We start from the raw sequence: 26,745 nt of genomic DNA, 5'->3' as shown, positions 1-26,745 counted from the left end.
GGTAAAAGCAACCGCCAATTTGTTTATCTAAGGACCAAGAAAAGCATTTCAACAATGAAAAACCAATATATTTGTGTCAAATGGCAAAATCAATCGCTAAGTATTTTATTGCACTTGTACCGGAAGGGAAAATCCAAGAAGAGGCAACCCGATTGAAGGAATTATTAAAGCAAAACTTTCATTTAAAATATGCTTTAAAATCTCCTGCACATGTCACAATCAAAATGCCTTTTCATTGGAATGAAGCTAAAGAAGATAAACTCATTGCTCAGTTAGGTGGTTTTTTCAAAAATTGGAAGTCATTTGACTTAGCCTTCAATGGTTTCGATCGATTTGGAAAACGAGTGATATTTATTGCTCTAAAACCATCTCAAGACCTGAAAGCACTGCAGGAAGCGTTGGGTTATTTTACAAAGACTGTACTCAAGCAACCAATTGAACTCAGTGATAAAGCTTTTCATCCACATATGACGATAGCATTTAAGGATATTAAGCCTGCAAAATTTGATGAATACTGGCAATTTATCAAGCAACAAACATTTGATCAGCAATATCAAGTAACTCATGTGGCTTTGCTAAAACGCTTAGATGGTAGATGGAGTGTGATTCAAACATTTCCTTTAGATTTTGATAAAACCTCTATGCCATGAGTAAGTCCCAATTGAAAGTTGGTTTTTTGACAGCCTTAGATCCTCTTGATAAACGCTCTTGGTCTGGAATCTACTTTCGAATGTTGCAGACCTTGCAAGAGAAATTCCAAACAGTTATTGTATTAGGCCCTGTTAAGCTTAGCTTTCATCAGCGCAAACTCTTGGATCTTCGGTTTTTCTTTTCAAAAGTCAAACACCGACTATTTTATGGAAAAAAGTATAATGTGGCCCACAACCATACCCTCAGTAAAATGCATGGAGCATACTTTTCTGACATACTCCAGCAATATGAATTGGATGTAATTTTTGCTCCAACAGGTTCTGTCGAAATTGCCCATCTCCAAACTTCTGTACCCATCTGCTACTTCTCAGATGCTACATTCGAATTGGTATGCCAGTATTACGATGCATTTAAAAATTTATCTTCTAAATCCATACAAGAAAGCAACGAGATAGAAGCGATGGCAATTCAACAATCCACCACTCAGGTTTTTTCTTCTCAATGGGCAATTAACTCCGCTATCCAAGTATATCAGGCAAAAAACACCTATTTGGTAAAAATGGGAGCTAACTTGGATCGAAGCTCTAGCTACCAAGTGAAAGAACGAAATAGCTCAAAAATCTTTTCCCTGCTATTTATAGGTGTGGATTGGAAAAGAAAAGGTGGGCCTATTGTGCTAGAAAGCTTAGATATTCTAGAACAAAGGGGATTCTCTTTTCAGTTGACTATCATCGGTTGTATTCCAGACGTTCAACGCTCCTATATGCATGTCATTCCTTTTTTGGACAAAAACAATGCAGCAGATGCCGAGAGACTAGAGATGCACTTGAAAGAAGCAGACGTTTTGTTTATGCCTACGCGAGCGGATTGTACACCAATAGCGTTTGGTGAGGCCAATGCCTATGGTGTGCCTGTAATCAGCACGCATACTGGCGGTGTATCTGATATGATAGAAAATCACGTAAACGGAATACTGTTGGACTACCATGCTCCACATGTTGCTTATGCTGATGTCCTAGAATCATTGATCGAAAATCCTGAACATCTCGAAAAATTATCCAAGCAAGCACGCAAAAAATACGAAGAGGAGCTCAATTGGAATACATGGGCCGAACGTCTAAAAGAAATACTTATCCACACTGCAAACCATTGATATTCATGCCATTTTTAAAAGATTTGATTGATAAATTTGTCTTCACTTTAGGCTCTCCACAGCAGATTTTTATGCGAAGGATAAAAACTTCAGCATTGATAAAATCTTTTCAGGAAAAAGAGGGGGTTTACCAAATGCAATCCTCTATAAGTCAGCATCCTGTTTTTCTGAGAGGCGGTTCATCAAGTGATGTTGAGGTCTTTGAACAGATCTTCAACTTCCAAGAATATGCTGCTATTTGTACACTTCTATCAGCAAACAATATTGCTGGGCCTATTTTGGACTTAGGCGCCAATATCGGCCTTTCTTCGATTTACTACAGTACTCATGTGGATAACTCCCCAATTTTTGCTGTAGAGCCTGATCCTGAAAATTTCAACATTCTAACCAAAAACATCCAAAGTTATCCACATATTCACGGAATCAATTGTTCAATTTCCCATGAAGAAAACATGCGATTTGCTATCAGCGATGATTTTAGGGACGGAAAAGATTGGTCTAAAACAGTCAAAGCAAGTGCTGAAGGAAGCATCTTAGGAATCACCATTCCACAATTGATTCAACAATATGGACTGACAGAGATCGCTTTACTCAAAATGGATATCGAGGGATATGAAAAGTTTATATTCGAACAAGGAGACCTGAGCTTTTTATCGATCGTGAAGTTGATTGCAGTAGAAGTACACGAAGAGTTTATCAGCAAATCTGTGGTCTACGAACAGTTAAAAGCCTTTGGATTTATTGTGTGGGAATCAGGTGAGTTGGTTATTGGCTTAAAAGCTACGATGGACTAACGCTTCCGCTCCTTCAATTCCAAAAATACCTGCAAATACTGCTCTGTCACGTAATCCCAATTATAGCGCTGAGTAAGGCCCGAAGGTGCTGTCTGTCTCAAATGCTCCATTTCTTCAACGCTTCTCTCAGCTTTGTCCACAAGACTTGCGACAGATGCAGCGTTTTTGCCAAAATACCAGCCATGCTTTCCTTGTTGCAGCATTTCTTGATTAAATGGCGTATCCAAAGCCAAAATCGCACACCCATATCCCAAAGCCTTTAACATGGCAGGATTGGTTCCTCCATATTCATGCCCATGGAAGTATGCATAGCAGTGATGATATAAAGACTTGAGCTCCTCAGAGTTGGTCACATACCCTGTAAATAAGAGACGAGGGTCTTTTAGATTTTTCAATCTTTCTGCATAGGCATCCTGAAATGGTACATCACCAACAACCACTAATCTTCTTTGTGAATTAGACTTCAAAAAACCTGAAATGATCAAATCAGCATTGTTGTCGGGGACTAACCTTCCTACAATCAAAAAATAAGACCTTGGAGCCAACATCCATCGATCCAAAAGTTGCTCATCCGCACCATCAGAGGGATTTGCCCCGTAGGCTATCACGGTGGAGTCCGTAGCAAACTCCTCCAAATATACCCGCCGCATTTCATCGGAATCATTGATAATCCGATCATACCAACGAGTCGCCATGCGAGAGGACCACTTGAAGTACTTGGAGCCAAACCCTTTCCACTTAGGACGCAACCATTCCAAACCATCCACATTGATCACGGTTGGCTTGCGCAAAAGAGTAGAAATAATACCGAAAGGCCCATTGCCACTATTGACCACAAAAATGACATCCACATCCGAAAAACAGGCATGAATCATGGAAAGAAAAGAATGTGTCAGTTGGGTAAGGCTCTTCTTTTCAATGGCAGGCATGTACACCAATCGGATACCATTGACTACGGGTGGCTTTTCCTCAAACAGTGCACGATGGCAATACACCGTCACCTCCACTCCACGCTTTTGAAGTCGCTCACCTAGTTCTTTGATCATGGTGTCATAGCCACCATAAACATAGGGATATCCTTTTGCTCCAAGTATCGCAACTTTCAGTTGATTTGTTGCCATAAAAACTGCTCTATCTTTGTGGAAAACTTTTGAAAGGAAAATAACTCTTGAACACGTTGCTGCCCTGCTAGTCCCATCGTTTTGGCAGCTTTCCTATCCTTCAATAAGCTAGCAATACGGGACACACCCAACTTCACATCTCCCATAGGAATCAAATATCCGGTAACTTCGTCTTCAATCATTTCCGAAGCACCACCTGAATCTGTAGCAACTACCGGTAAGCCACTAGCCATCGCTTCCAAAATTACCGTTGGAAAAGAATCAGGTAAAATAGATGGTAAGACAAAAATATCAGAAGATGCCAAAACCTCTGGTACATCCATCCTAAAGCCTAAATCCATGACGGAAGCCTCCAAGTGGTGCGTTCGGATGTACTCCTTGAGCTGCCCATGAATAGGTTCATACCCAGGGTAAGGATCCCCTACCATCCAAAAAACAGCATTTGGATACAGTTGAATCAGCTCCTTGGCCATTTGAAGAAAGAATTGCTGCCCTTTCCCCGGGTTGATACGACCAATCATGGTGATGACGGGTTGATCATTCTTTACACCCAGGGATTGTCTTAGATCAGACTTCGCGTGTAAGAATGGACTGTAGTCCATCCCGTTGTGGATAACTGATGGGATGGCTATTTGCAAATACTTTCTCCAGTGATTCGCCACAGCCTCTGATACCACGAGGGGATTAGGGGTAGTTTGATCCAATTGTCTTGCCAAAAATTTAATTAGAAACTCAGGGCTATGAAGAATTTCATGAATATGCCATACGTGTGGGATTTTCTTGCGTCGGGCAAAAACCGCACCTATGATTACCGCCAACGTATTGGAATAAATGAGCGCAATTTTCTCTTGCTGATGCAAATCTTTCAGAAACTGATAAGCCTGAACCAGTCGCTTGCCTCTGTTGATAATTCCCAAAGGAGAAAAATATTTCCTCCGAAGGATGCCCAAATTCATGATACGCACATCAAAACCCAAACGCATCATTTCCTTTGCTAATGGACCTTCTCCGGGTAATATCACCAAAATGGGGAAACCCATCTTTTGCACAATCTCTATAACAAAGATCAAAATCTTGGAAGCCCCGTATAACTCTGAGGAACTATGCAAAAAAACTATTTTACCCTTTTCACTCATACCCACGCTGAAAATAAACCCTTAAAACTCCTCCTTGCTTGGTACCGACGGCAAAAAGCTCCAATAACCATGAAGCAGGCAACAATAGTCCTAGCAAAATTAAGGTCTTCCAGTGCTTTTTACCTTTTAAGTCTACAATGATATTTCCTTGGTATCCAAATTTCCCCATCAATGCCCGCAACATTCCTAATACACCCAAGTGAACGGAGTAGTATTGTACTTTCTTTTTATAAAAACCGATTTTTTGAAGTGATGCCTCCAAGCTTTTTTCGTTCCAATGGCTCAAATGTTTGGGAATATCCCAATGCATCCAATCTTTACCCGCGATTTTAGCCTGTAAGCTATGAGCGTTTGGAACTTCTATGACAAGAACTCCCCCTTGCTTGAGGTTATTATCCACAAGCGACTGCAACAACTGCATGGGCTGCGGTAAATGTTCCAATACATGCAAGAGCGAAATCACATCAAATCCTTGTGAGGCAAGTTTTCCACCTTCGTAATACCGGTTAAGCACATCCAAGCCATATTTTTGTTGGGCAAACTCCGCCCGTGCAGTTGCAGTCTCTACACCCAGTGTTTTCCAACCCAAGGATTTTGCCTGCATCAAAAACTGCCCTTTTCCACACCCAAAGTCTAATACCGATAAGTCATTGCTAGCAGTTAGAAGTGATTGGGCCGTGTGGATAACTTTTGTAGCTTCTGAAAAAATAATGCGTTCAAATATAGACTTTCGATTATCCACCACAGCATATACTTCATCTTCATACAAGGCCTCTGCTTGAATGTCTTCTTTCAAATACGTCCATTGAATACCACAAGTGGAACATTGGATCAATGCTACATGTGTTCCGGAGTTGGTAGTAGTCGCACAGTTTGGGCATTGCTGCTGCCTCATAGCATCAAAAATTTAAAATCAAGTTGTGGTAAGCCTCAGCAAAAGCTGCTCTTGTGAATAATTCTTTTCGCACCGAGCCTTTTTGGACTAATTGGGCACGAAGTTCAGGGTTTCGATACAAAGATTCCATTTTTTCTTTTAAATCCACAACATTTCCTGTCTGATGTATGAGTGCAGCCCCATCCGCTATTTCTACGAGCGCTTCTTGATCAGAGATAATTACCGGTATTCCCGCCCGCATCGCCTCTATGACAGGTATTCCAAAACCCTCATTCTGGGAAGGGAAAACGTAAGCTAAAGCACCTTGATACAAGCTTTTCGCTTCATTATTACTGACAAAACCTGTAAGCAATACCCGATCATGGAGATTGAACTCTTTTATCTTTTCTTCAACCATCGACCAGTCATCCACGGTTTTTCCTAATCCACGTTCACCTGCCAACACCAAGCTCATAGATGAGGGGTTGTCCTTCAAAAACAATGCAAAAGCCTCCACTAGAAGCGGGAGATTTTTGCGTTTGTCAAAACTACCCAGATGAAAAAAATACGTGTTCTTCGAAATACCCAAGCGTTTCAACGTAAAAGTGTCAGCATCGCCTTCATACAGTTTGGGACATTGATAAATCACCTGTGGAATTTGAAAAATCGGGGTGTTCTTCTCCAAAGCCTTTTTAGCGACCCGAGAGGTGGTAATCACACAGGAATCCCTTCGCAGGCCTGAAAGTATGGACTGAATAAAATACGTTCTCCACAAGCCGCTGTAATTTTGGGGCATTTGCCAAAAAAAAGCATCGTGGATTACCGTGTAATTTTTTCTTCGAGTAAATGCAGGACCTACAAAATCAAAATTTAAAATACTGTCTGTTTGGGCTTTCTTCGCCCGATAAGGTAAGATCACCTGCTTCCAAAGGAAATAATAGGCATGATATAAAAGAGTTTTCCACTTCGGTTGCTTCCCTCGAAAATATGACGCAGAAGCCTGCTTCTTTGGGTCATGCGAAAATACCCACTCAATGTCCGAATGTGGATAAGTTGACACCGCCTCACAAAACTCCAACATATAGGTCTGAATACCTGTTAAGGCAGTATTCAAGTAAAATAAATCTACATAGATTCTGCGCTTCATGACAATTGAATTGAGGAGTATTTGATTTGCTGAAAAGCATTAACAGAATAACCCACCATCCACCAGGACATCCAAGCTACGTAGCTGTACAACTCTGCATTGGCAGTAAATAATGGTAATAACAAGCCTACTTTTACCGCAGCACCGACAAAAGCAATGCGTGCAGTCATAACATTGTCTGACAATCGAAATACTTGTATGCAGGTTTTGATGCCATAGGCCAAAATCAAGATGTACAAAAACATCCCAATCCAACCCAACTGCACGCCATAAATCAGGTATTGATTTTCTCCACCTACACGGAGCTCCTCATCCACTACTCCTACATTGCCACTCATAGCCAAACCAATGCCCAATGGATTGGCAACCATGGATTCCAAGGCTAATAACCACTCCACCACGTGCCCCACTGAAGAGGTATTTTCAAAGGTGATCGTATCAATCACAAAAAAATAAAAATCCTCTGAGGCAAAAAACAGCACATAAACTACGAATAACAGAAACACAGCCCCACCAAAAAGGAGGAGTTTGTACAAACGGAAAATAACAGCAATAAACAAAAGCATCACAAAGAACGAGGCAAAAGCTGCTCGGGAAGAAGAAAACAATAAACTCGCAAAAGAGGCTCCCATGACGATTGCATATACCGTCCAATCTTCTCGCTTACTTGTCAAATACCAAATCAAACCCGCTGAAAAACCCAATAAAACCGAGCTAGCAAGTTCCAAAGGATCTGCAAAAAAAGATGCTAAGCGACGGCTGGTAGATTGTGTCTCAAATGTCCAAGCTAAGCCATAATTGCCTGATGGTTCCATATCGCGAACTTCTTGCAGGAAGATGGCAAAACCAGTGTGTGATTGGAGGTGAGTAGCAGCCAGCTTTTCCCCAATATTTACAATAAAAGCTAAGAGGGCAATGATGAAGATTCCCTTGAATAAATCTCTTGCATCTTGTTCATCAAATTGTGTATTTCTGGCCAAAAAATACACGAGACCTGGCATGAGTAGATTTTTGAAGTACACCACCTTACTGACTGTGCTCGCTTCACCCAGTGGCAAAACCATATACAAAAACCCTAAACCAATGAATGCTAAAAATAGCATGTCCACTTTATGTAGCCGGAAAGGATATTGAAAAAAGCTTTTATGATAAAAAACGAAACTTAGCACGCCCGTAACCAGCACCAACTCTTTCAAATATTGAAAAATATTTACTATCAAAATGGATCGTGTGGGCAAATACACCAACCCCAAACCCGTCACATAAAAGGGCAAATAATACAAGACAAAGAAAATAGCATACTCATATTTCCCTTCCAAGAGGATCTTCCGCAGAATCCAAGTAGTCAGGATAACGGTTAGGATAGAAATCAGAAGAAAAACGATCAAGGACATAGCGGTCGGTTAACGTGATGATCCAAAAGCAATCCATCTTTCATTCCTTTGATGACAGCTTTGGCTTTTTTGAATCTTCCTCGAAAACAAAAATACATGATCCAAGCTGAATACTTGATCAGGTGGTAACCAAAAGCAAGTAGAATCGCTGGAAAGAAGAGATGCCTACGAATCAAAAACAATTGATTTCTGGCATGTAGATAAAATACCGTAGGACTAAGGGTTCCTTCTTTGCTTGCTTTCTTGGAAGAGGCATTTCCTTCATGGTAAATGATGCTTTCGTTGGACAAAAGCAGTTGATAGCCTGCTTTACGGATTCTCAAAGACCAATCCACGTCTTCAAAATAGGCAAAGAAGGATGCCTGCAAAGGTCCAAGCTCTTGGATAACCTTACTTGGTACGAGCATACAACACCCAGTCACCCAATCCAATGCTTGGGAAGAAAACCTATACGATTCCAAAGCAGCTCGATCTCCTTTAGTCTTGGAAATTCCAAGCCATGGCTGAAACTCCCCACCTGCACTCCAGATTTTTTCTGGATCTTCCATCCATAAAATCAACGGCTGCACAATCCCGATAGAAGCATCATTAGCTAACATATCTACCATGTGTTTTAAAAAATCGGGCGCTACGAGCGTGTCATTATTCAAAAGCATCACATAGCTAAACCCATGCTCCAACGCATAGGTAATCCCTACATTATTACCACCTGTGAAGCCCAAATTCTGCTCATTTTGGAGGAATATAACCGATGGAAACTCTTCTTTCAGACGGGTTCCGGAACCATCAACGGAAGCATTGTCCACCAACAAGACTTGAAAGTTAGAGTAGGTGAGCTTAGCCAAGGAATCCAGACAGTTCCGCGAGTGCTCATACCCATTCCAATTAAGAATGATTATCGCGACGGAGGATTCGTTGTGCAAAGGCATGTACTAAAGATTGATTACGGGTATAGATGAGATAAGAATATACGATGAAAATAATAACTTCTGATGATAGAAGCGCAAAACAAAGCCCAATACCGCCATATTGTGCGGTCAAGAGTGAGGCTATCACCACCATGTACGCACACATCAACCAAGAAGCTTTAAAGAGTAGCTCTTTTTGGTTAGCTACAAAAAGGATGACCCCATTGATGATATTCAGAGAAGCTAAAAATGGTATAAAGGATAGAATTTTAAGGTACATCACAGATTCCTCGAGGCGATTTTTTGCCAATAATTCAACTATAAATCCTGCGGAGAAAAATGTGGCCGTTGAGACTATTAATGCCAATCCTATCCCAATCACATAAGCTTTTGAAACAAACTTGATAAAGGCTTCCTGATCGACTTCATACAACTTGGAGGCATTGGGATAGACCGCCTGAATGATCAAGGTGGGTAGCAATCGCAATACCATAGTGATTTTTTCAGCCAAGCTAAACATCCCCAAGGTGGTATCATTTCCAAAGAAACTTAATATAATCAATCCCCCATTAACGGAAATATGAGAAGCAATATTGGACAGAAAGAGGTACACATTATCCCGAAGGGAATGCCAGATGGTTTGTATTGTTGGCCAAAAAAAATGAATCTGCATAGCAAAGCGCATGTATATCAACAAAAAGATATTCAAGAGCAAGGCGGAAGATCCTAGAATTAAATTCACCCACTTCGCATGTTCTGGAGCTTGGATAAATAATACAATTCCAAACAAAAAAAGCAGCTTACTAAAGATATTGGTTACAGAAATCAATTTCATTTTCTCCATCCCCTGAAAAAACCACAATGGGAGGGTAGCTTCTGAAAAAAGAAGAACGGTAGAAAACATCAGGATTTCTTTATAATCTTTGAAAAAATTAAGGGCATAAGCAGCAATCCAAAGAGATAAGGCGGTAACAGCAGCCAAGGCCAAGCGCGTAAAAAGCACTTGTGAGGCAATACTTGATAATTTTTTGGACTCATCCTGAAAAATTGCAACCTCCCTCGGTGCACTGATATTAAAACCGAAGCCAACGATAATATTGGTAAATATAATCACGGATAAGGCAAGGTTAACCAAACCAAATTGATCTACCCCGATGGAGCGTAGCAATAAGGGCATAGACATGATGGAGATCAGCATATTGGATGCTTGGATCACCACCAGAAAAATAAAATTCTGAATGGATTTATTTCGGATATAAGACCCAACAGGGAAGGAAGAGAGTTTCTCCAGCATGCTTAGCGGTTATTGGGTTCATCTAGGTTGCACATGCAATTCGTAGATTTTACGCACATAAAGCAAAATGAAGACCAAAAACACAGCAATCAAGCCTCCCAAAACCACGCCTTTGCTTAACTTCAGTTCGGAACGAGGAATGGGATAACGGGCCTCATCCACTAGCTGAATCAAAGGGGAATTATTGCGGTGATTAACTTTAGCAATCTCTAAATTCTTCACTACCTCTGCATAAATCGCGGAAGTTGCCTGTATATCAATTTGTCTTTTTCTCCCCTCTACTGTACCAGACTGCATCAAGGGGTTCGCATTGGGAACACGGTCTGAGAAAGAAGCATATTGAACCAAGTTATCATCCAAAATTTTCCGGACAGAGTCTGCCTGAACTTGGAGAATCTGTAAATTTTCGGCAGTCTTCTTTGTTTTAGTCTCAAAGTAAAAACTGTTGACATTTTCTACCAAACGCTCATTGAAGACCTTCGCAAACTTCTCATCTTTGGAAGAGACGTTCACTTGGATGATGGTAAGCTTACGGTTTGGTTTTTCCACAGAAAGCTGTCTTTCCCGAATCATTTTGGATATCACTTTGACTACGGAATCTTGCTGAATGCTAAAGGATTCCCTCGGTATTCGGAAATCCAATTGGGATAAATCAACCTTTTTTTCCCACTTTGGCGTCAACTCATTGAAGTCAATGAAACGGTCAATTAATAATTGATCGTCATCAAATGGGCTGAGGAGTGTTTTACCCAACATATTGTCGGACTTATAGAGCTCCATGATATTGTCTCCTTGAAAAAGCCCGGAAGAGCCTCCCAATGGACCCAAATTGACACCAACCAAAGAAGCTAAACCAGACATTTGACCCAAGCCTCCCGTATCAGACTCTTCCAATACGAAGGACGTACTTGCATGATACACCGGTTTTTTGATCCAAGAGGCCACAGCACCAAGAGCACCCCCAATGAAAGCTGCTAAGAATAAAAGCTTCCACTGACTAATGAAATATCCTATCCAAAATTTTAACCGGAGAACCAATTCCCGCAAGGTGATTTTATCGTCTACAAAGTGATTATTGGATGCCATAATTAAGGATTGATTTGAGTCACTACCAATACCAGGGTCGCCAAGCCTGTAGCAATACCTACCAATTCACCTGGTCTGACAGGTATTCGAGGACCTTTGGTTGGTATGATTATTTCGGCTCCTGGGCGAACTTGTGGATAGGCTCTGATTCCCAGGAAACTTCTTGTTCGAGCAACTTCTCCATTGGCATAGACTACATAAGTTCTTTTTCTATTCGCACGAATGTCAAACCCGCCTGCACGATTGATATAATAGGTCGCGCCGCGCTCTTTTTGAAAACGAACAGTCGCCGGATAGACGACATCCCCTCTCATTCGCACTGTCTGGAGCTGCTTAGGTATGGAAAGAATATCCCCTTCTTCCAAAATCAAATCTAAATCTGAACCTGGATTTCGCATAATTGCTGCCAAATCAATAGCAACTGCTTCGGTCTGACGAATCCGGATGGGCGCTACATCTGCTTTAGTCTCAGAAATGGACGTAATGGATTCTCTCTTAGATTCTGCCGCTTTACTTCCTTCCGTCAAATCTAGCGGCCTATTTCCCAAGTCCCTAAACAAACGCTCTACCAACAATTCCTGCGCCTCGGTATTGTTGGGGTCCGCAAGTAAGCGGTCTTGTAAATCTTGAAGGTTTCGGTTTCGTCGAATTTGCTCGGACTCTGTTTCAAAAAACTCCGTACGTCGAATCAATGTAGCTCCCTCAGCATAGGCAAAAGCTGTCAAACCACCCGCCCTTGAAACCAAGTCTGAGATGCGTTCTTCTGCTGATTCCACAGCAAAATAACCAGGAGAGTTCACCTGTCCCTCCACCTGAACTACTTTGTCGAGATTGAAATTTGGTTTTCTTCGGACAATCACCCGGTCAAATGGCTGCAAGACTTCACCATTTTCCGAAATACCAAGCGTAGGATTGACTCTTACCTGTATCAAATCAGCGAATGTTCCTGCCCCAGTTTGCTCAGACCTCCGAGCAATCTCTACAGTATTCACATTCGCAGCCTCCCTTAATCCTCCGGCCATTACGATCAATTCTTCTACACTCATCCCTTTAGAAAAAGGATAAGTTCCAGGGTTTTTCACTTCTCCATTGATCTGCACATAGAACTCATCCTGCAAGTCATACAAGGATGATATCCGGATTACATCTTCTCTTTTTAATGGTATGTCTTGAGCAGTGCCCGCCAATACTCCTTGCAAATTTACTGTCAAAACTTCTGTACTAAGGTCATCGAACGTTCGAAGGATACTCGCTCTACCCATAAATGCATCTCCCCTCAACCCATCTGCTAAAGCAATCAATTGCTTCAAAGTCATCCCTTCCTGCAAAGCAAAATTTCCTTCCCTGAAAACTGCCCCTTTGATCTGAACTCTATTTTGATACCTTCCCAAAATTTTCCCAATCTCGTATTCATCCCCTCCTTTGGCTATAAACATGCCCATTTGATTCAAAAAGATATCGGAAACGGCACGCTCTTTACCTGAGACTCTGCTGACTGAAATCCGATCTTTATAGGCTTCATCGGTAAATCCTCCGGCAAAGGTTAAGACATCTTCAAAGGTTTCTCCATTCTTAATTTCAAATATTTTTGGACGTTTAACTTCTCCTTTGACCTGAACTCTTCCTAAGAAAGGTTCAACCAAAATCACATCCTGATCTTGCAATTGAAAATCCAGGTTGGCTTTTCCTTGAACCAAAAATTCATATACGTCAATTACAGCAACCTGCCTGCCGGACCGCATCACTTTTATGTTTCGAAAGGTTCCATTTTCACTTGGACCACCGGCTGCAAATAGGGCGTTGAAAACTGAGGAAAACGCACTAAGGGTAAAAGTCCCTGGCAAACGAAGCTCGCCTACCAAATGAACCTTAATGGTCCGTACGTTACCCAAAGTCACTTGCAAAAATGTATTGGGATTATTTCCTCTCAGACCCGTGTAAAAATTACCAACACGGCTTTTGATGATGCCTGTTGCCTCCTCAATGCTTTTACCCGAAACACTGATAGGTCCAATATTATCCAACAAAACAAAGCCGTCCGGATTGACCACTGCTTCGTAATACTGCTCCGATTGCCCGTAAATATCAATGTAAATCATATCCCCTGGACCAAGGATATAGCTTTTAGGCGTGGGCAAATTGATATTTGGCTCAAAGGTAAGCCTTCTATTTTTGTTGTAAAATAAGTCAATCCCAAAAATAGGAGATACCGAAGTGGAAGCAGCAAGCTCATCGATATCCTCTTGATACTTGAATAATCCTTGTGTGATTTCATTGAAATCCATTTGCCTGCGGGGATCCCGCTTGGAAGCTGTCGCTGAAGTTCTACTTGATACTGCCGTATCCAATTGCTCCAATCGCCTCTTCAATTTTTCAAGTTCTGGCACTGGCACACCTCTCAAACGAGCCATTTGCAAGAGCTGAGACTCGGAAAGACCTGCTTCAGAAGCCCTTCGGACAAGCTCCTGCAGTTGATCATCGGATAATTCATCCACTTTGATGTTGGCAATATCTGCCATAGACTGTGCCTGACTGACTTGCGGCGGCAGCATCCAAAAACCTATTAAAAATACAAGGCTAAGTACTAGTTTATTCAAACGCATGAACGTATTTGGTCTATCGATCAATCCCATGATTACTTGCTTTTTTCGCAAAACTTTGGCAGAAAAAGCAATTTCAGAATGCAGCTACCTTGCCAAATTCCGAAAAAACCTCTTAAAACAGCCGTAAATATAAAGATTAGCCTGCATACTTGGTTAAAAATGCCTCTTTATCTTGGAAATGTACATCTCAAGCAATCACTCAGTACAATTACTGCAAATATCAATCTGACTGCGGTCTGCCAATAGCTGGGTACGAAAAGCATGGTACAAGGAGTTGTTCCAGATAGACTCTAAAGATTCCTCTTGAACGGTACCAAAAACATGCTTGGCGTCCTTATCAAAGCAACAAGGAACCACCCTGCCATCCCAAGTGATCACAGCGCCTTGCCACATTCTCCAGCATTTATTCTCAGGCTCATGTTTCAATTTCCATTTTCCCTGTCCATCAGCAACATATCGAGAATATGCTTGTTGGGTGGGTATCAGGGGAGAGCCATTTTCAAAGTTATAAATTTGGGTACTCTTCAACTGCAATTCATCTATCCCTAGTCCTTTGCTCCATTCCAATAACGCAGGGATTTGATGCTCATTGACTCCTGTCACCAAAAACTGAAGGATGACATAGGGGTACCTAAGCTTTTGATTATTTCTGGTTTGCATCAATCGGCGAATTCCCTCTTCAACTTTCTGAAGCTTTCCCCTAATACGGTAATTTTGATAGATTTCTTGAGTAATTCCATCCACCGAAACGATCAACTGTCTAAGACCTGAATTCAATGTTTTATCCACATTGGCTTCTGTCAAATAATGCGCATTGGTGGATGTAGCAGTATACACCTGATATGCTTGCGCTATTTCAATCAGCTTAGTAAAATAAGGGTGCAAAAAAGGCTCCCCTTGAAAGTAAACGTGCAAATAGTGGAGATGCTTGTGGTTTTCCTGAATGATCTTTTCAAACAAGCTCAAATCAATCATCCCTGTGGGTCGGGTAAAACTCCGGAGTCCGCTGGGACATTCCGGGCACCTCAGGTTGCAGCTTGTAGTTGGTTCAATGGATAAAGTAGCCGGTACTCCCCATATCCATGGTTTTTGAATCAAACGGGAAATTTGAAAAGAAACATACAACCGAAATAAATTCCAGACTTTAGCAACATTAAGATGCTGCCAATAACCGAGCAATTGGATTCTTTTCTTAGAAAAATACATGGTTTTATTCTGGAATAAGTACTTGATCAATTCCGTGAATTACACCATTTTCAGTCAAAATATTTCTCTTAGCAGGAATTAAAAGAGCATTATTGATTTTGTTATCAGCCAAATTTACCTGTACTGAAGCACCTTCAAGTAAGGTAGGAATGCTCGCACCTTCGCGCAAATCAGGTACAAAGAATCGTTCATCAATTACATGATACAATAAAACTGAAGTAAGAGTCTCTACAGGAATATCATCTACGCTTGAAACATCCAATGATTCTAATAATGCTTGAAATGCTTGGTCGGTGGGGGCTAACAAAGTGAAATTATCCTCAAATCTGCCAACAAATACTTCCAATAAGGCTGCTCGGTTCAATGCTTTTACCAACATTGAAAACTCAGGATTGGCAGAAAGTGTCTGGGCCAATAAATATTCAGCAATATTTTGCGTGGGTTGGATAATCACCTGATCAATCTCATGGATGAGTCCATTATCAGCAGCCTGATTAGTTTGGGTAATACGGGAAAGTCCATTTAGGAAAAAGTTACCGTTGGGAGCTTGACTGAAATACATCGGAATATCCAACAGTGTATTGCGCTCATCCCGCTGAAACGCAGAAGACTGCAAAAGACCAGGGATCATATGGTAACCTAAAATTTCCTGTAAATTCGGTGAATTAAGAAATTCATTCACTGATAAATTATTCGCCGTAAAATATGCTGCAAAAGCTGCGTTGCTAGGAACCATCAGTGTGAAGGGACCTTCCTGAACTAATTGCTCTTCTAATCCCGCAGCTACAACTGCAGCTACAAAAGTAGTATATCCGTTTTCTTGTGCTACATCTAACAAGGTATTGGTGGGGGGAATCATCATTCCGTCAATGATATGCAAAACCCCATTACGAGCATCCACATTTGCAGTGGTAACTTGGTATTCCTCATTTAACCGAATCACATTTCCCCCTACTTGAATGTTCAAAATAAACCCAGGAAGTAGGGTTTCTTTGGTGCCAGTTGATAACAACGAACTCAAATTTCTTCCAGGAAGGATATGGTAAAGTAAGACCGCTTGTAAGAAATCAACAGGAACCTGATTGATATTACTGACCCCCAACTCCTGCAGAGTCCTTTCAACACCTGCATTGGTAGGAGCAAAAAGAGTAATCGGCCCAACAGCCCTCAAAGCAGAATCTAAGCCTGCACGTCTCACTGCTGTACGCAACAATGAAAAATCTGGTTCAGCTTCAATGATTTCCCAAAGAGAGCCTTCTTGTGAAGTTGGCATATCTTCAGAATTACAGCATAAAAATATCGCTAACACACTTATAAAGCACAAAAAGCGAACGATTACACTAAAATTTTTCATGACTTTGATAGTTCATCAGATGAATGTAGCCAACAAAAATCACGATAAATTTGTACACTTCTAACCTATTTGATGAATTTTCACAGTTTAACCGTAAATTTGAATAGAAAAGTAAATAATATGAAAGATACTTGGATTTGGCCACTGTTTTTTTTCTTCTTTCTTTATTCCTGCAAACAAGAACAGAAACCTTGTGAACTTGATGAGGAAATTTTGGCAGTTAGACCAACCCTTACGATTGAACGATTAGAAGATGCTTTTTTTGAAGCAGCAGATCAGGCAGAGATTTTATATTTGTTGGAGGCGCATCCCTTGTTCGCAGAAAAATACCTCTTGGTCAACAGTTACGCTTCCAAGGAAGAATTGGCAGAAGAATTATGGATAATTCACCAGGATAGCATCATGGTAGAACTGTATGAGGAGGTCAAGAATGAATACCCAAACATCGATAGTCTCAGAGAGGAGTTAGAAAATGCCTTTGCACATATCAGCTATTATTTCCCCGAATTTAAAATTCCAAAAATATACACCTTTGTCAGTGGTTTCAGCTCAGATATCGTGGTTACTGAGGATATCATAGTCATTGGCCTAGATTACTACCTCCCACCTACCCACCGCTTTCAACCACCGGATCTTCCGCAATACATCAGTAAACGCTATGATCGGGACTATATCGTGCCAAATATTGTAACTGCGATCTCCTCTTTTTTTAATGAGACAGATTTGAATCAAAATTCATTATTGGCAGAAATGATATTCTATGGAAAAGCCTATCACTTTACCAAAAGTATCCTACCCTGTACATCTGACGCGTTTATTATTGGCTACACACCTGAGGAAATAGCTGCTTGTTGGGCAAATGAGGAGTTTGTATGGGCACACTTTGTGGAAAATGAGCTTTTCTTTGAAACCAATCCATTTGAGATCAGGAAATACACAGGTGAAGCACCGTTTACGGACGAAATAAGCCCGGATGCCCCCGGTAGAATTGGCCGTTGGTTAGGGTGGAATATTGTCGACGACTACCGTTTTAACCATACGCTCTCCCTACGCGATTTGATGAAGGAATCAGATAAAAATAAAATCTTTAGGCAGTCCGGATATAAACCTCGTCGTTGAAAGAAGCAGTAAATCGGTCAGGATCGATCACGTGTAGGATTTTAGATACCGCATTTTCAGCGTTAAAATAGCGTTCTGCCAATTGCCTAGAATTATATTGCATTTTTTTTAAGGCTTTCGGTTCCTGAGCTATTTCTTCAAGCTGTTGTAGCGTTCTTTCAAGTTTAGTGCAATCATGGTAAATACCCAGCTCTTGATTATGGACCAGCTCCCCAATCCAGCCTTTTTGGTTGGTCAAAATAGCTTTTCCCATAGCCAATGCATCAAAAAATTTATTGGGACTGTTTGTTTTGAAAATGGGCGAGCGCTCAAATAAAATACAAGCCATATCTGCACAAGACATGACTTTATTCACAGTAGTCTTTGGGCCAAAAGGAATAAACCGAAGGTTAGAAAGCCTTCGCTGCCTTGCTTCGTTTTGAAGAGTTGGTAGCTCCGAGCCTTCTCCCATAATTAAAAATTGATAAGGGGTGGCTTCTGCCAAATCCAATAACTCATGTAAAGCATTGACTTTACCTATAGCACCTGCATAAATTATGGTAAATGTGTCTTTCAGTCCAAATTTTTGTAGGAGCTTAGGACATTTTGGCTGCGGATGAAAAATGTTTAAATCAGCAAAATTGGGAACAACATGGACTTCGGCCGAAGGTACCTTTTGTCGGATGGCATTGGCTATTCCAGGGGAAAGTGCTACTGTTTTTAAGGCCTGTCTATAGATTTTTTTTTCCAGAGCCCACAGGTAGTTCTGCAACAAGGGATTTTGAATGACACCAATCTCAATAGGGGCATCAGGCCAAAGATCACGTACTTCAAAAATATATGGAATGGCAAACTTTTTCTTTGCCCATAGTGCAATCAATCCCGTGGTAAGTGGGGTAGATGTCACATAGAGATAGTCAGGTCTTGGAAGTTTGCGGATCAACCGCTTGGCCATCACCACAAAGCGTAAAAAAGCCCAAATCCTCCTTAAAAAACCCATTGTCTGAGAATAATTGACAGGTAAATAATGAACCCTTATGCCATCGATAATTTTAAAGTCATAAAAACTTTCTTGATGAGCAGTAATCATATCTACCATCAGGCCCTTCGCAACCATTCCCTTAGCCAAATGGTATGATCGGGTAGCTCCCCCTTGACTGGGGGTGACAAAATATTGATGAATGTAAAAGATATGCATATCAGGCATGTTTATGGAGCCAAGAAAGCAGGGTAAATAGATTCCAAACTGTCAGAAATTGGTGATTTGGAATTTGTTCCGGTTGTACAACAAACCTACGAAATTGTTCGGGAAAAAAGGGTTCCCACAATGCTCCCAAAGTTCGGATTTCGGAAAAAACCCAATGTTGAAACTCTTTATTCTGCATCCATTCTTGCAAAGGTAGACCAAACCCCAGCTTTTTTCGGTTAGCAATTACCCGCAAACCTCGTTTATTCAAGGCTTCTTTGAGCCAAACTTTTCCTACTTGCTGAAGATGCTCCTGCTCAGTCATGGATTGGCTTAAACTGATTAATTCTTGAGAGAGGTAAGGAGCCCTTCCCTCAATCCCATGAGCCATGCAGGCATTGTCATGAATTTTCAATATATCGTTTACTAAATACACTTGACGGTCCCAGTCCAAGGCAGACTTATACACATCGGGACCTTCTGGGTAGCTTGAAATCAGTTTTTTCATTAAATTATCCGATGGTTTTTCTACCGCAGCCATATGGATAAATGTTTTAACAGCACTCGGATCCAAAGCTGTGAAGAACTTATTCACCAGTCTAAAATTTCCGAAAACAGGTAGAAAGCGTTTCATCGCAAGATAGAGCTTGGGGCGTTTGAGGTAACGGATAAATGCGGCATGTCTGGTATATCCCCCAAATAATTCGTCCGCTCCAGCACCTGAAATCAATACCTGAACATCTTTGCTAGCCTCTTTTGCAATCATCCAAGTCAGCAGACTTGCGCTGTCGCCTATCGGCATATCCAATTGTGTAATGTAATCATTCCAAGCTTCCTGTACCTTGGAAAGGGTAATGAGGATGGGATGATGTAAACTTGGGTAGCTACTTTGCAACTTTTCCACATACACTGGATCCCTGTACTTTCGCTGATAGCGTTGTTCAAATGTCGCAGTAAAAGTTGGCATGGGTTGCATGGTTTCCTCATACCAAAGTGCATACAAAAGGGAAGAGTCTATACCCCCGCTGAGGACCATTCCAACGGCCCGCTCTGTGTGAAAATTATGCAAGATGGAATCTTTCAAGAGATCCTCAAAAGTAGATTGATTACGCTCCTCGGTATACGATTGCTTGGGAAGCTCGATCCATTTGTGAATATTGCCTTCAAAGGTAATTACCAATCCGCACCCCGGCAAAACTTGAGCGATACCATCAAAAAAACCATGATTGGGTAATGTATGCCGCAGAGTAAGAAAAGCCTCCACTTGCGTAGCGTCAATCATAGGTTTCTTCGTCATTGCAGCTAAAATCCCTCGCTGCTCGGATGAGAATATCCACTCATTTCCTTGATTCCAGTAATACAGTGGCTTTTCACCTGAAAAATCTCTTAAAATAATAACCCTCTCGATAGAAAAATCAATGAATGCTAAGGCAAACATTCCTCTACAATCCTGAAGGCCATCTACACCTTTGTGAATCAACCAATAAAGTAAAACCTCCGTGTCAGAGTTCGTTTTAAAGACAAAGCCAGCATCCAATAGATGATTTCTTAAATCCTGATAATTATAGAGTGCACCATTCCAAATCAATACCTGCTGTCGATCGTCAGACCAAAAAGGCTGATTGGAGGCATCGCTCATGTCGAGAATTTTTAAACGGTTGCCAGCAAAAGCAATGTGTTCTTTATGAACATAAAAATCTGAATGATCGGGGCCACGATGAGCAGTTGCCTGCATCATCTGCTGTATGCCACTCGTTAAGTCGTCTTTTCGGATCAAGAGATTAATTCCACACATGTCAACCCTGCTTTTCTGGGTTTTCTACACTATGGGGCAAAACATTTTTCTCGTAATACCTACAAAAGTGCGTGATCTTGCATTCCTCACATTTCGGCTTTCGAGCGAGGCAAACATAGCGCCCTTGCAAAATCAACCAATGATGTGCTATATGGATGTGTTGTTTGGGGATAAATTTCACCAACTGTTTTTCAACCTCAAGTGGGGTTTTAGATTTTTGGGGCACCAATCCTAATCGCTTGGAGACACGAAACACATGTGTATCTACTGCCATGTTGGGCTGATTAAAAACCACCGAAGTAATGACGTTGGCTGTTTTTCTCCCCACACCAGGCAATTTGATTAACTCCTCCACAGTGGAAGGAACTTCGCTATTAAACTCCTCGACGAGCATTTTTCCCAAACCTAACAGATGTTTCGTCTTATTATTCGGATAAGATACGGAGCGGATATAGGGGAAAAGTTCATCAAAGTTGGATGAAGCCAAATGCTCGGGGGTAGGAAAAAATGGAAAAAGCTTGCGTGTGACGATATTCACCCGCTTATCCGTGCACTGAGCACTCAAAACAACTGCTACGAGCAACTGAAAAGGATTTTCGTACTCCAGTTCAGTTTCGGCAACAGGCATATTTTCAGAAAAATAAGAGATAAAGGCGGAGTATCTTTCTTTTTTTAACATGGGATTTCAAATTTTGGATAGCAAATTATCAATTTAAATAACATGTTTTATCCGTCAACGTTTGTAAATTGTAGTTTTTAAATTCCATATCAATGAAAAACTTACGCTCACGATTCAGTTTTGCTATCTTAATTCTTGTATTTCTTTTCAGTAGCTGCCAAGAGGATGCAGAAGTTCCTTTAGACCCATCTGTAGCATTAGAACTTACAGATCTTTCCTACGGGATGAGTGATCGAAAGCGGATGGATGTGTTCTTACCGGCCAACCGAAGTTCTGAACGGACTAAAGTATTGATCTGGATTCATGGAGGGGCGTGGATTGATGGGGATAAATCTGAATTTAGGGATTTCAAGCCACTATTCGAATCCGTACAGGAGGATTATGCTTACATATCGATTAATTATAGGTTGTTTAATCTCGTTGGCAATCTCAATAAATTTCCGTCCCAAGAAGATGATGTAAAAGCAGCTATTAAATTTATCCGATCCAAACTGAGTGAATGGAATGTATCGGATAAAGTAGTATTGGCAGGTGCCAGCGCAGGTGGTCACTTGGCTTTGCTTCACAGTTATAAAAACGATGACAATTTTGTGGACGTTTGTGTAGCACTCTTTCCCCCAACCGATTTGATCATGTTAGCTCAGACCAATGCATTTGCAGGGATATTGCTAAATAGCATGATCGGAGACATAAATTCTCAACAACAATTATATATTGATAGCTCCCCGCTTAATTTTATTACAAACAATTCAGTACCCACTGCTTTTTTCCATGGAACAATTGATACGGTTGTCCCAGTGTCCCAAAGTCAGGAATTGGAGCGGGTGTTAGGTGAAAACAATGTATCCAAACTCGTACAATATTTCCCCGGGAAGGGTCATGGATTCAGTGATCAAACCTATCTTGCACTCTTAAGAGATACTGAAACATTTATCAGACAGCATTTACCATGAATCCTGCATCAATCATTTTAATTATATACTTTTCGGGTACACTATATGCTGTCGGTCATCTTCTTTTATCCATCAAAAGAGGTGATCTTCAAAAACATGAATTATTTTGGCTTTGGGTAATACTTGGTCTTCCGATTTTTGGCATCTTGATCTATTTAGGCGCTACTAATAAACCGAGGTCTAGGACGTTTAGGTACATGAAAGACCGCAGAAGACATCGCATCGAAAATTAAAAAATGGTTAGTCAAATTGACTAACCATTTGATTTAAAGGAGTCCTTTTGCTTGCTCCCTACCAATGTTTAAATTAGTTAAACTTTTTCAAGTCTGGTAGATTTGGCTTTCTTAAGAATAGCCTTTACTACAGTTTCCGAGGGATTGATCATTACTTGATCTAATTGTTGCATTGTGCTCAGCAATTCCATATACGCTTCCATCAGTAACTCATCTCTGTGTAAGGCCTGCACTAGCAATTCTGTTTCCCCCTCGGTCATTTCTTGATAGATATATCGTATCAAGTCATCGTGGGTAAAAGGTTTTATCATAGGCAACGTTTAGTTTTTTCATCATTTTTCTCAAGTTCATTAAGGCATAGCGCATTCTACCCAATGCCGTGTTGATGCTTACGCCTGTCTGTTCCGCAATCTCCTGAAAACTCATATCCATGTAGTGCCTCATGATTAGTACCTCCTTTTGTGTTTCTGGCAACTCATCTATTAAGCGACGCACTAATTGTGTGGTATCTTCCTGAATCTGTATATCCTCCACTGTCCGTTCGGCAAATTCAATTGTGTTAAACACATTACTACCGTCTTCCATCAAGATGGTAGGGTAACGTTTGCGTTTGCGGAAATGATCTATTGCTAGATTATGCGCGATGCGCATTAACCATGGCTGAAACTTCCCTTCCTCATTGTATCCATCCGATAAGACGGTCTGCACGACCTTAATAAACACATCCTGTAAGAGGTCTTCAGCAATTGCCTGATCTTTAACAATCAGGAAAATGGTGGTGAAAACTCTTGACTTATATTTGTCTACTAATTGTTCAAATGCTTGTTCAGAACCGTTTCTATACTGGCTGATCAAATCAGAGTCTTTGGGACTAATCCTCTTATTCATACGTAATGACTGTTAATTAACGTAGAGGTTTATGCCATAGTATAATTTTTGTGTAAAAGGTGAAAAGATTAAAACCAAATGTATCGAATCCCAACACTACGTGCAATAGTTCAGCGATTTTTTTATTAATTTCGTAGATAAATAAAACTATTCAATGGAACTTACTGGAAAAATCATTCAAATAATGCCCCTACAAAGCGGCAATGGCAAAAACGGCGTTTGGAAAAAACAAGATTATATTTTGGAAACGAATGCACAGTATCCTAAAAAAGTTTGCTTAACTGTTTGGGGAGATAATATAGATTCGTTTGGCTTGCAAAGTGGTGAACAGGTAACCGTCTCTATCGATGTGGAAAGTAGAGAGTATAATGGGAAATGGTATACCGACGTAAAAGCTTGGAAGGTCCAAAAAGATGGAGCTGCAACGACATCTACCCCGGCAAGTGCAAAAAGTACTGTTCCTGATGTGACATCCTTTTCGGATGATAGTGCAGATGATGTATTACCTTTCTAAGGTCTGCTGAACGTTACGTTTCTGTTTTAAAATTTTGAGTAAAAATATCTATTGTTTAAATTAGATTGCTATGGAAGAGAAATCTAACGCTTTGGACAAAAAGACATCTACGCCAATTTCTGTAGACCCTATACAGGGGGTGGCCATGGAGGCACTCCCATCAAAAATCCAAGAGGTCAAAATACTCACCAAGTTTTTGGTGAGCCTCTTGGATAAAGCAAGAACGGAGCTCTATGGAATTGAAATGCTAGATTGCTGTGACTTATTGGAAAAAACATACATAGAGGTAGAAGCTAATGAAAATTATGTGGAAAAGATGGACCTCGCTGTACTTTTTAAAATCACTGCGAAAAAAATGTACGCCTTATCTTTCAAATTGGTTTTAAACAAAACAGATACCGAAGATCACTTAGAACTTTTGAGAGATGGTATCGAAGAAATCCGGTTACTATTTCTTCCTTGGATCAAAAGCTTTGAATCGTTTGAAAAATATCCAGATGGCTGGGGAATTTTTGAAGATTAAGGCTGCAAGCTTTCTCCAAACTTGAATCCCAAATAGGCTCCTCCTATCATCAATACAAGTGTAATTCCTCCCAATAAGAGTACCACTCCTAATGGCATTTCCCAATCTTCAGAACCGATTTTAAATTTGATGTTTTTTTTGAGATCCATGATGTACGTTTTGTAAAGTTAAAAAATAAAAGCGGACTCCGAAGAGATCCGCCATACCAATCAATCTAGTAAACTTTCTTTACAATCTTATGAGCTTAACGAAGCCTTCCAGCCTTTGGTTTCAATTTCTACGGCAGAATCTTCGACTTTTTTCTTGAGACCCTGCTTAAATGCATCCATTTTTGTACCTACTTCCTGATCAAAAGCACCTACAATGGAAGCTGCTAAGATTCCTGCATTTTTTGCTCCATTCAATGCTACTGTAGCAACCGGTATTCCTGCTGGCATTTGTAAGATAGATAAAATACTATCCCACCCGTCAATAGAGTTGGAGGATTTAACTGGTACACCAATTACAGGCAATGAAGTCATGGATGCCACCATCCCCGGCAAATGAGCTGCTCCCCCCGCTCCCGCGATAATTACCTTCAAGCCTCTTGATCTAGCAGTAGTGGCATAATCTACCATCCGCTCTGGAGTACGGTGAGCAGAGACCACGCTCAACTCAAATGCTACGCCAATTTCTTCCAAAAAAGCAGCCGCTTCGGCCATAACAGGTAAATCTGATTGACTTCCCATAATTATTCCAACCTGAGGTTTCATGCTGATGTTGATTTTATTTTTATCAATTCCTTAATTGCTATTGCACGGGTTTTTAAATGTTCTACGGACTCGTCCAAAATGGTCACATGTCCCATTTTCCGGAATGGTTTGGTAACCTTTTTTCCATATAAATGTATATATACCCCTTTTTCTGCCATCGCTTGATCCAAGCCTTCCACCCATACATCACCTACATGACCCTCTTCTCCCAATAGATTGACCATGGCAGCAGGCATGCGCAAATCGGGATTACCTAGGGGCATATTCATCACCGCTCGCATGTGTTGTTCAAATTGAGAAGTATAATTAGCTTCAATGGTATGATGACCGCTGTTGTGGGGACGAGGAGCTATTTCGTTGACAAGTACCTCGCCTTCCTTCGTGACAAAAAGTTCCACTGCTAATATACCAATCAAACCCAAAGCCTCAATTACCTGAATAGCCACTTCTTTCGCTTTTTCAGCTATGACATCAGAAATAGAAGCAGGTGCAAATAAAAACTCCACCAAGTTGGCAGTAGGGTGAAAGGCACATTCCACAGGTGGATATGCAACTAGCTCTCCGCGTTCATTCCTAGCGACGATAACGGCTAACTCTTGCTCAAAAGGAATTAATTTTTCCAGTAAACTAGGCGCCTCGAATGCTTTCGAGAGATCTTCCTTTGTTCTGAGTATTTGTACACCCTTACCATCATAGCCCTCTTTTCCCAATTTATTGACAGCAGGCAAAAAATCTGATTGTGCGTACACATCCTCCTTGGTATCAGTCAAAATAAACGCAGCCGTAGGAATCCCATGCTCATGGTAAAATGTCTTCTGTACGCGTTTGTCCTGAATCAGACGTATCAGCTCTGGCTGGGGATAAACCTTTTTACCCTCAGCCACCAACTGCTGCAAGGCTTCCGTATTGACATGCTCGATTTCTATCGTAATGACATCACAGTCCTTACCAAAAGCATATACTGTATCGTAATCTTTCAGATTGCCTTGTACAAATTTCTGACAAATACTTTTACAGGGAGCATTGGCGTCTGGATCCAAAATGTGCACATCAAGATTGTATGAAATCGCAGATTGAATGACCATCCGACCTAATTGGCCTCCCCCAAGTATTCCGAGCGTCTGCTGCTGATAATTTTGCTGATTCATGGACAGGTTTGAAAGCCCAAAAATACAATAAATTTCCGTTAGAGCAGAGATTTGATTTTATCAAACACGTCTTCCTCGTATCACTTGAAACAAAATAGATATAACGGCAAGTACTAACAATACGTGAATGAGACCACCTAGGCTGTAAACAAAAAAACCAAAGATCCAACCTATGATTAATACAACTGCGAGCAAATACAATAAAGAGTTCATAAGTTAATTGGTTTAGTAAATAAATTGATTTTCAATTAGTTA

Annotated in this window: 27 protein-coding genes; 7 read left to right on the top strand and 20 right to left on the bottom strand. The window is 40.8% G+C overall.

Going from position 1 to position 26,745, the window contains the following annotated elements:
• Window positions 1–80: 80 nt before the first annotated feature.
• From IPZ59_RS05085 to IPZ59_RS05075, 3 genes are read left to right on the top strand one after another with little or no spacing between them, the layout of a single operon-like run.
• Window positions 81–650 (top strand): 2'-5' RNA ligase family protein, encoded by a 570-nt coding sequence (locus tag IPZ59_RS05085; protein WP_236138800.1) that lies wholly within the window; start codon window positions 81–83, stop codon window positions 648–650.
• Window positions 647–1,804 carry a glycosyltransferase family 4 protein gene (locus IPZ59_RS05080; protein WP_236138799.1) on the top strand — a complete coding sequence of 386 codons (1,158 nt, stop codon included), beginning with the start codon at window positions 647–649 and terminating at the stop codon, window positions 1,802–1,804. Before IPZ59_RS05085 ends, IPZ59_RS05080 begins: the two co-directional genes overlap by 4 nt.
• Before the next feature lie 5 nt (window positions 1,805–1,809).
• Window positions 1,810–2,598 carry an FkbM family methyltransferase gene (locus IPZ59_RS05075; protein ID WP_236138798.1) on the top strand — a complete coding sequence of 263 codons (789 nt, stop codon included), beginning with the start codon at window positions 1,810–1,812 and terminating at the stop codon, window positions 2,596–2,598.
• Here IPZ59_RS05075 and IPZ59_RS05070 read toward each other — a convergent pair.
• The 11 genes from IPZ59_RS05070 to IPZ59_RS05020 form a co-directional block, all read right to left on the bottom strand.
• Entirely contained in the window at window positions 2,595–3,719 is a 1,125-nt protein-coding gene (locus IPZ59_RS05070; protein WP_236138797.1) for a DUF1972 domain-containing protein, read from the bottom strand. The two genes, IPZ59_RS05075 and IPZ59_RS05070, sit on opposite strands and share 4 nt — an antisense overlap.
• Complete coding sequence (locus IPZ59_RS05065; RefSeq protein WP_236138796.1) at window positions 3,701–4,828, bottom strand: glycosyltransferase family 4 protein; 1,128 nt, start codon at window positions 4,826–4,828, stop codon at window positions 3,701–3,703. The genes IPZ59_RS05070 and IPZ59_RS05065 overlap by 19 nt, the downstream gene beginning before the upstream one ends.
• 19 nt (window positions 4,829–4,847) lie before the next feature.
• The gene (locus IPZ59_RS05060) at window positions 4,848–5,750 is read right to left on the bottom strand and encodes a class I SAM-dependent methyltransferase (RefSeq protein ID WP_236138795.1); all 903 of its coding nucleotides are present in this window, start codon (window positions 5,748–5,750) and stop codon (window positions 4,848–4,850) included.
• A gap of 4 nt (window positions 5,751–5,754) precedes the next feature.
• The gene (locus tag IPZ59_RS05055) at window positions 5,755–6,876 is read right to left on the bottom strand and encodes a glycosyltransferase family 4 protein (RefSeq protein WP_236138794.1); all 1,122 of its coding nucleotides are present in this window, start codon (window positions 6,874–6,876) and stop codon (window positions 5,755–5,757) included.
• Entirely contained in the window at window positions 6,873–8,270 is a 1,398-nt protein-coding gene (locus tag IPZ59_RS05050) for an O-antigen ligase family protein (protein ID WP_236138793.1), read from the bottom strand. Before IPZ59_RS05050 ends, IPZ59_RS05055 begins: the two co-directional genes overlap by 4 nt.
• Window positions 8,261–9,199, bottom strand: a complete 939-nt coding sequence (locus IPZ59_RS05045) for a glycosyltransferase family 2 protein (protein WP_236138792.1) — start codon at window positions 9,197–9,199, stop codon at window positions 8,261–8,263. The genes IPZ59_RS05050 and IPZ59_RS05045 overlap by 10 nt, the downstream gene beginning before the upstream one ends.
• Window positions 9,156–10,472 (bottom strand): oligosaccharide flippase family protein, encoded by a 1,317-nt coding sequence (locus IPZ59_RS05040; protein ID WP_236138791.1) that lies wholly within the window; start codon window positions 10,470–10,472, stop codon window positions 9,156–9,158. Before IPZ59_RS05040 ends, IPZ59_RS05045 begins: the two co-directional genes overlap by 44 nt.
• Before the next feature lie 18 nt (window positions 10,473–10,490).
• Window positions 10,491–11,558, bottom strand: a complete 1,068-nt coding sequence (locus IPZ59_RS05035) for a GumC domain-containing protein (RefSeq protein WP_236138790.1) — start codon at window positions 11,556–11,558, stop codon at window positions 10,491–10,493.
• A gap of 2 nt (window positions 11,559–11,560) precedes the next feature.
• Window positions 11,561–14,191, bottom strand: coding sequence for an SLBB domain-containing protein (locus IPZ59_RS05030; RefSeq protein WP_317208037.1), 2,631 nt, complete (start codon window positions 14,189–14,191; stop codon window positions 11,561–11,563).
• Window positions 14,192–14,356: 165 nt separating this feature from the next.
• Window positions 14,357–15,367: a radical SAM/SPASM domain-containing protein gene (locus IPZ59_RS05025; RefSeq protein WP_236138789.1), complete on the bottom strand. Its 1,011-nt coding sequence runs from the start codon at window positions 15,365–15,367 to the stop codon at window positions 14,357–14,359.
• A 4-nt stretch (window positions 15,368–15,371) separates the two neighbouring features.
• Window positions 15,372–16,721, bottom strand: coding sequence for a fasciclin domain-containing protein (locus IPZ59_RS05020; RefSeq protein WP_236138788.1), 1,350 nt, complete (start codon window positions 16,719–16,721; stop codon window positions 15,372–15,374).
• Window positions 16,722–16,841: 120 nt separating this feature from the next.
• Between IPZ59_RS05020 and gldB the strand changes: the two genes are divergently transcribed.
• Window positions 16,842–17,840: a gliding motility lipoprotein GldB gene (gene gldB / locus IPZ59_RS05015; protein WP_236138787.1), complete on the top strand. Its 999-nt coding sequence runs from the start codon at window positions 16,842–16,844 to the stop codon at window positions 17,838–17,840.
• On the opposite strand, the gene IPZ59_RS05010 is transcribed toward gldB, so the two are convergent.
• Genes IPZ59_RS05010 through nth form a run of 3 tightly spaced genes read right to left on the bottom strand, consistent with a single transcriptional unit; the run spans window position 17,809 to window position 21,479 of the window.
• Complete coding sequence (locus IPZ59_RS05010) at window positions 17,809–19,017, bottom strand: glycosyltransferase family 4 protein (RefSeq protein ID WP_236138786.1); 1,209 nt, start codon at window positions 19,015–19,017, stop codon at window positions 17,809–17,811. The genes gldB and IPZ59_RS05010 overlap by 32 nt on opposite strands.
• A gap of 1 nt (window position 19,018) precedes the next feature.
• Window positions 19,019–20,800 (bottom strand): asparagine synthase (glutamine-hydrolyzing), encoded by a 1,782-nt coding sequence (asnB, locus tag IPZ59_RS05005; RefSeq protein WP_236138785.1) that lies wholly within the window; start codon window positions 20,798–20,800, stop codon window positions 19,019–19,021.
• 1 nt (window position 20,801) lies between these two features.
• Window positions 20,802–21,479, bottom strand: a complete 678-nt coding sequence (gene nth, locus IPZ59_RS05000; RefSeq protein ID WP_236138784.1) for an endonuclease III — start codon at window positions 21,477–21,479, stop codon at window positions 20,802–20,804.
• Window positions 21,480–21,571: 92 nt separating this feature from the next.
• Here nth and IPZ59_RS04995 point away from each other — a divergent pair, with 92 nt between their 5' ends.
• Window positions 21,572–22,432, top strand: a complete 861-nt coding sequence (locus IPZ59_RS04995; RefSeq protein ID WP_236138783.1) for an alpha/beta hydrolase — start codon at window positions 21,572–21,574, stop codon at window positions 22,430–22,432.
• 310 nt (window positions 22,433–22,742) lie between these two features.
• Here IPZ59_RS04995 and IPZ59_RS04990 read toward each other — a convergent pair whose 3' ends face one another.
• Both IPZ59_RS04990 and IPZ59_RS04985 read right to left on the bottom strand, forming a co-directional pair.
• Window positions 22,743–22,976 (bottom strand): hypothetical protein, encoded by a 234-nt coding sequence (locus tag IPZ59_RS04990; RefSeq protein ID WP_236138782.1) that lies wholly within the window; start codon window positions 22,974–22,976, stop codon window positions 22,743–22,745.
• A complete protein-coding gene (locus IPZ59_RS04985) occupies window positions 22,951–23,553 on the bottom strand; it encodes an RNA polymerase sigma factor (protein WP_236138781.1) in 603 nt (200 codons plus the stop codon). The genes IPZ59_RS04990 and IPZ59_RS04985 overlap by 26 nt, the downstream gene beginning before the upstream one ends.
• Before the next feature lie 154 nt (window positions 23,554–23,707).
• Here IPZ59_RS04985 and IPZ59_RS04980 point away from each other — a divergent pair, with 154 nt between their 5' ends.
• Complete coding sequence (locus tag IPZ59_RS04980) at window positions 23,708–24,067, top strand: DUF3127 domain-containing protein (protein ID WP_236138780.1); 360 nt, start codon at window positions 23,708–23,710, stop codon at window positions 24,065–24,067.
• 70 nt (window positions 24,068–24,137) lie between these two features.
• Window positions 24,138–24,590 (top strand): hypothetical protein, encoded by a 453-nt coding sequence (locus IPZ59_RS04975; RefSeq protein ID WP_236138779.1) that lies wholly within the window; start codon window positions 24,138–24,140, stop codon window positions 24,588–24,590.
• On the opposite strand, the gene IPZ59_RS04970 is transcribed toward IPZ59_RS04975, so the two are convergent.
• The 4 genes from IPZ59_RS04970 to IPZ59_RS04955 form a co-directional block, all read right to left on the bottom strand.
• Window positions 24,587–24,739, bottom strand: coding sequence for a hypothetical protein (locus IPZ59_RS04970; RefSeq protein WP_236138778.1), 153 nt, complete (start codon window positions 24,737–24,739; stop codon window positions 24,587–24,589). The two genes, IPZ59_RS04975 and IPZ59_RS04970, sit on opposite strands and share 4 nt — an antisense overlap.
• A gap of 87 nt (window positions 24,740–24,826) precedes the next feature.
• A complete protein-coding gene (gene purE / locus IPZ59_RS04965; protein ID WP_236138777.1) occupies window positions 24,827–25,342 on the bottom strand; it encodes a 5-(carboxyamino)imidazole ribonucleotide mutase in 516 nt (171 codons plus the stop codon).
• Entirely contained in the window at window positions 25,339–26,490 is a 1,152-nt protein-coding gene (locus IPZ59_RS04960) for a 5-(carboxyamino)imidazole ribonucleotide synthase (RefSeq protein WP_236138776.1), read from the bottom strand. The genes purE and IPZ59_RS04960 overlap by 4 nt, the downstream gene beginning before the upstream one ends.
• Window positions 26,491–26,550: 60 nt before the next feature.
• Complete coding sequence (locus tag IPZ59_RS04955) at window positions 26,551–26,703, bottom strand: lmo0937 family membrane protein (RefSeq protein ID WP_236138775.1); 153 nt, start codon at window positions 26,701–26,703, stop codon at window positions 26,551–26,553.
• Window positions 26,704–26,745 lie beyond the last annotated feature (42 nt).

Source organism: Mongoliitalea daihaiensis (genome assembly GCF_021596945.1).
GTDB classification, from domain to species: domain Bacteria; phylum Bacteroidota; class Bacteroidia; order Cytophagales; family Cyclobacteriaceae; genus Mongoliitalea; species Mongoliitalea daihaiensis.
This window is presented reverse-complemented; position numbering and strand designations above follow the sequence as displayed.

Bases quoted from the DNA above. Each gene is read 5' to 3' on its own strand.
- purE (WP_236138777.1), bottom strand. From the start codon at position 25,342: ATGAAACCTCAGGTTGGAATAATTATGGGAAGTCAATCAGATTTACCT.
- IPZ59_RS05070 (WP_236138797.1), bottom strand. From the start codon at position 3,719: ATGGCAACAAATCAACTGAAAGTTGCGATACTTGGAGCAAAAGGATAT.
- IPZ59_RS05085 (WP_236138800.1), top strand. From the start codon at position 81: ATGGCAAAATCAATCGCTAAGTATTTTATTGCACTTGTACCGGAAGGG.
- IPZ59_RS05030 (WP_317208037.1), bottom strand. From the start codon at position 14,191: ATGGGATTGATCGATAGACCAAATACGTTCATGCGTTTGAATAAACTA.
- IPZ59_RS04970 (WP_236138778.1), bottom strand. From the start codon at position 24,739: ATGGATCTCAAAAAAAACATCAAATTTAAAATCGGTTCTGAAGATTGG.
- IPZ59_RS04975 (WP_236138779.1), top strand. From the start codon at position 24,138: ATGGAAGAGAAATCTAACGCTTTGGACAAAAAGACATCTACGCCAATT.
- IPZ59_RS05080 (WP_236138799.1), top strand. From the start codon at position 647: ATGAGTAAGTCCCAATTGAAAGTTGGTTTTTTGACAGCCTTAGATCCT.
- asnB (WP_236138785.1), bottom strand. From the start codon at position 20,800: ATGTGTGGAATTAATCTCTTGATCCGAAAAGACGACTTAACGAGTGGC.
- IPZ59_RS05035 (WP_236138790.1), bottom strand. From the start codon at position 11,558: ATGGCATCCAATAATCACTTTGTAGACGATAAAATCACCTTGCGGGAA.
- IPZ59_RS04985 (WP_236138781.1), bottom strand. From the start codon at position 23,553: ATGAATAAGAGGATTAGTCCCAAAGACTCTGATTTGATCAGCCAGTAT.
- IPZ59_RS04990 (WP_236138782.1), bottom strand. From the start codon at position 22,976: ATGATAAAACCTTTTACCCACGATGACTTGATACGATATATCTATCAA.
- IPZ59_RS04960 (WP_236138776.1), bottom strand. From the start codon at position 26,490: ATGAATCAGCAAAATTATCAGCAGCAGACGCTCGGAATACTTGGGGGA.
- IPZ59_RS05010 (WP_236138786.1), bottom strand. From the start codon at position 19,017: ATGCATATCTTTTACATTCATCAATATTTTGTCACCCCCAGTCAAGGG.
- IPZ59_RS05075 (WP_236138798.1), top strand. From the start codon at position 1,810: ATGCCATTTTTAAAAGATTTGATTGATAAATTTGTCTTCACTTTAGGC.
- IPZ59_RS04980 (WP_236138780.1), top strand. From the start codon at position 23,708: ATGGAACTTACTGGAAAAATCATTCAAATAATGCCCCTACAAAGCGGC.
- nth (WP_236138784.1), bottom strand. From the start codon at position 21,479: ATGTTAAAAAAAGAAAGATACTCCGCCTTTATCTCTTATTTTTCTGAA.
- IPZ59_RS05060 (WP_236138795.1), bottom strand. From the start codon at position 5,750: ATGAGGCAGCAGCAATGCCCAAACTGTGCGACTACTACCAACTCCGGA.
- IPZ59_RS05045 (WP_236138792.1), bottom strand. From the start codon at position 9,199: ATGCCTTTGCACAACGAATCCTCCGTCGCGATAATCATTCTTAATTGG.
- IPZ59_RS05055 (WP_236138794.1), bottom strand. From the start codon at position 6,876: ATGAAGCGCAGAATCTATGTAGATTTATTTTACTTGAATACTGCCTTA.
- IPZ59_RS05050 (WP_236138793.1), bottom strand. From the start codon at position 8,270: ATGTCCTTGATCGTTTTTCTTCTGATTTCTATCCTAACCGTTATCCTG.
- IPZ59_RS05025 (WP_236138789.1), bottom strand. From the start codon at position 15,367: ATGTATTTTTCTAAGAAAAGAATCCAATTGCTCGGTTATTGGCAGCAT.
- IPZ59_RS05040 (WP_236138791.1), bottom strand. From the start codon at position 10,472: ATGCTGGAGAAACTCTCTTCCTTCCCTGTTGGGTCTTATATCCGAAAT.
- gldB (WP_236138787.1), top strand. From the start codon at position 16,842: ATGAAAGATACTTGGATTTGGCCACTGTTTTTTTTCTTCTTTCTTTAT.
- IPZ59_RS04995 (WP_236138783.1), top strand. From the start codon at position 21,572: ATGAAAAACTTACGCTCACGATTCAGTTTTGCTATCTTAATTCTTGTA.
- IPZ59_RS05020 (WP_236138788.1), bottom strand. From the start codon at position 16,721: ATGAAAAATTTTAGTGTAATCGTTCGCTTTTTGTGCTTTATAAGTGTG.
- IPZ59_RS04955 (WP_236138775.1), bottom strand. From the start codon at position 26,703: ATGAACTCTTTATTGTATTTGCTCGCAGTTGTATTAATCATAGGTTGG.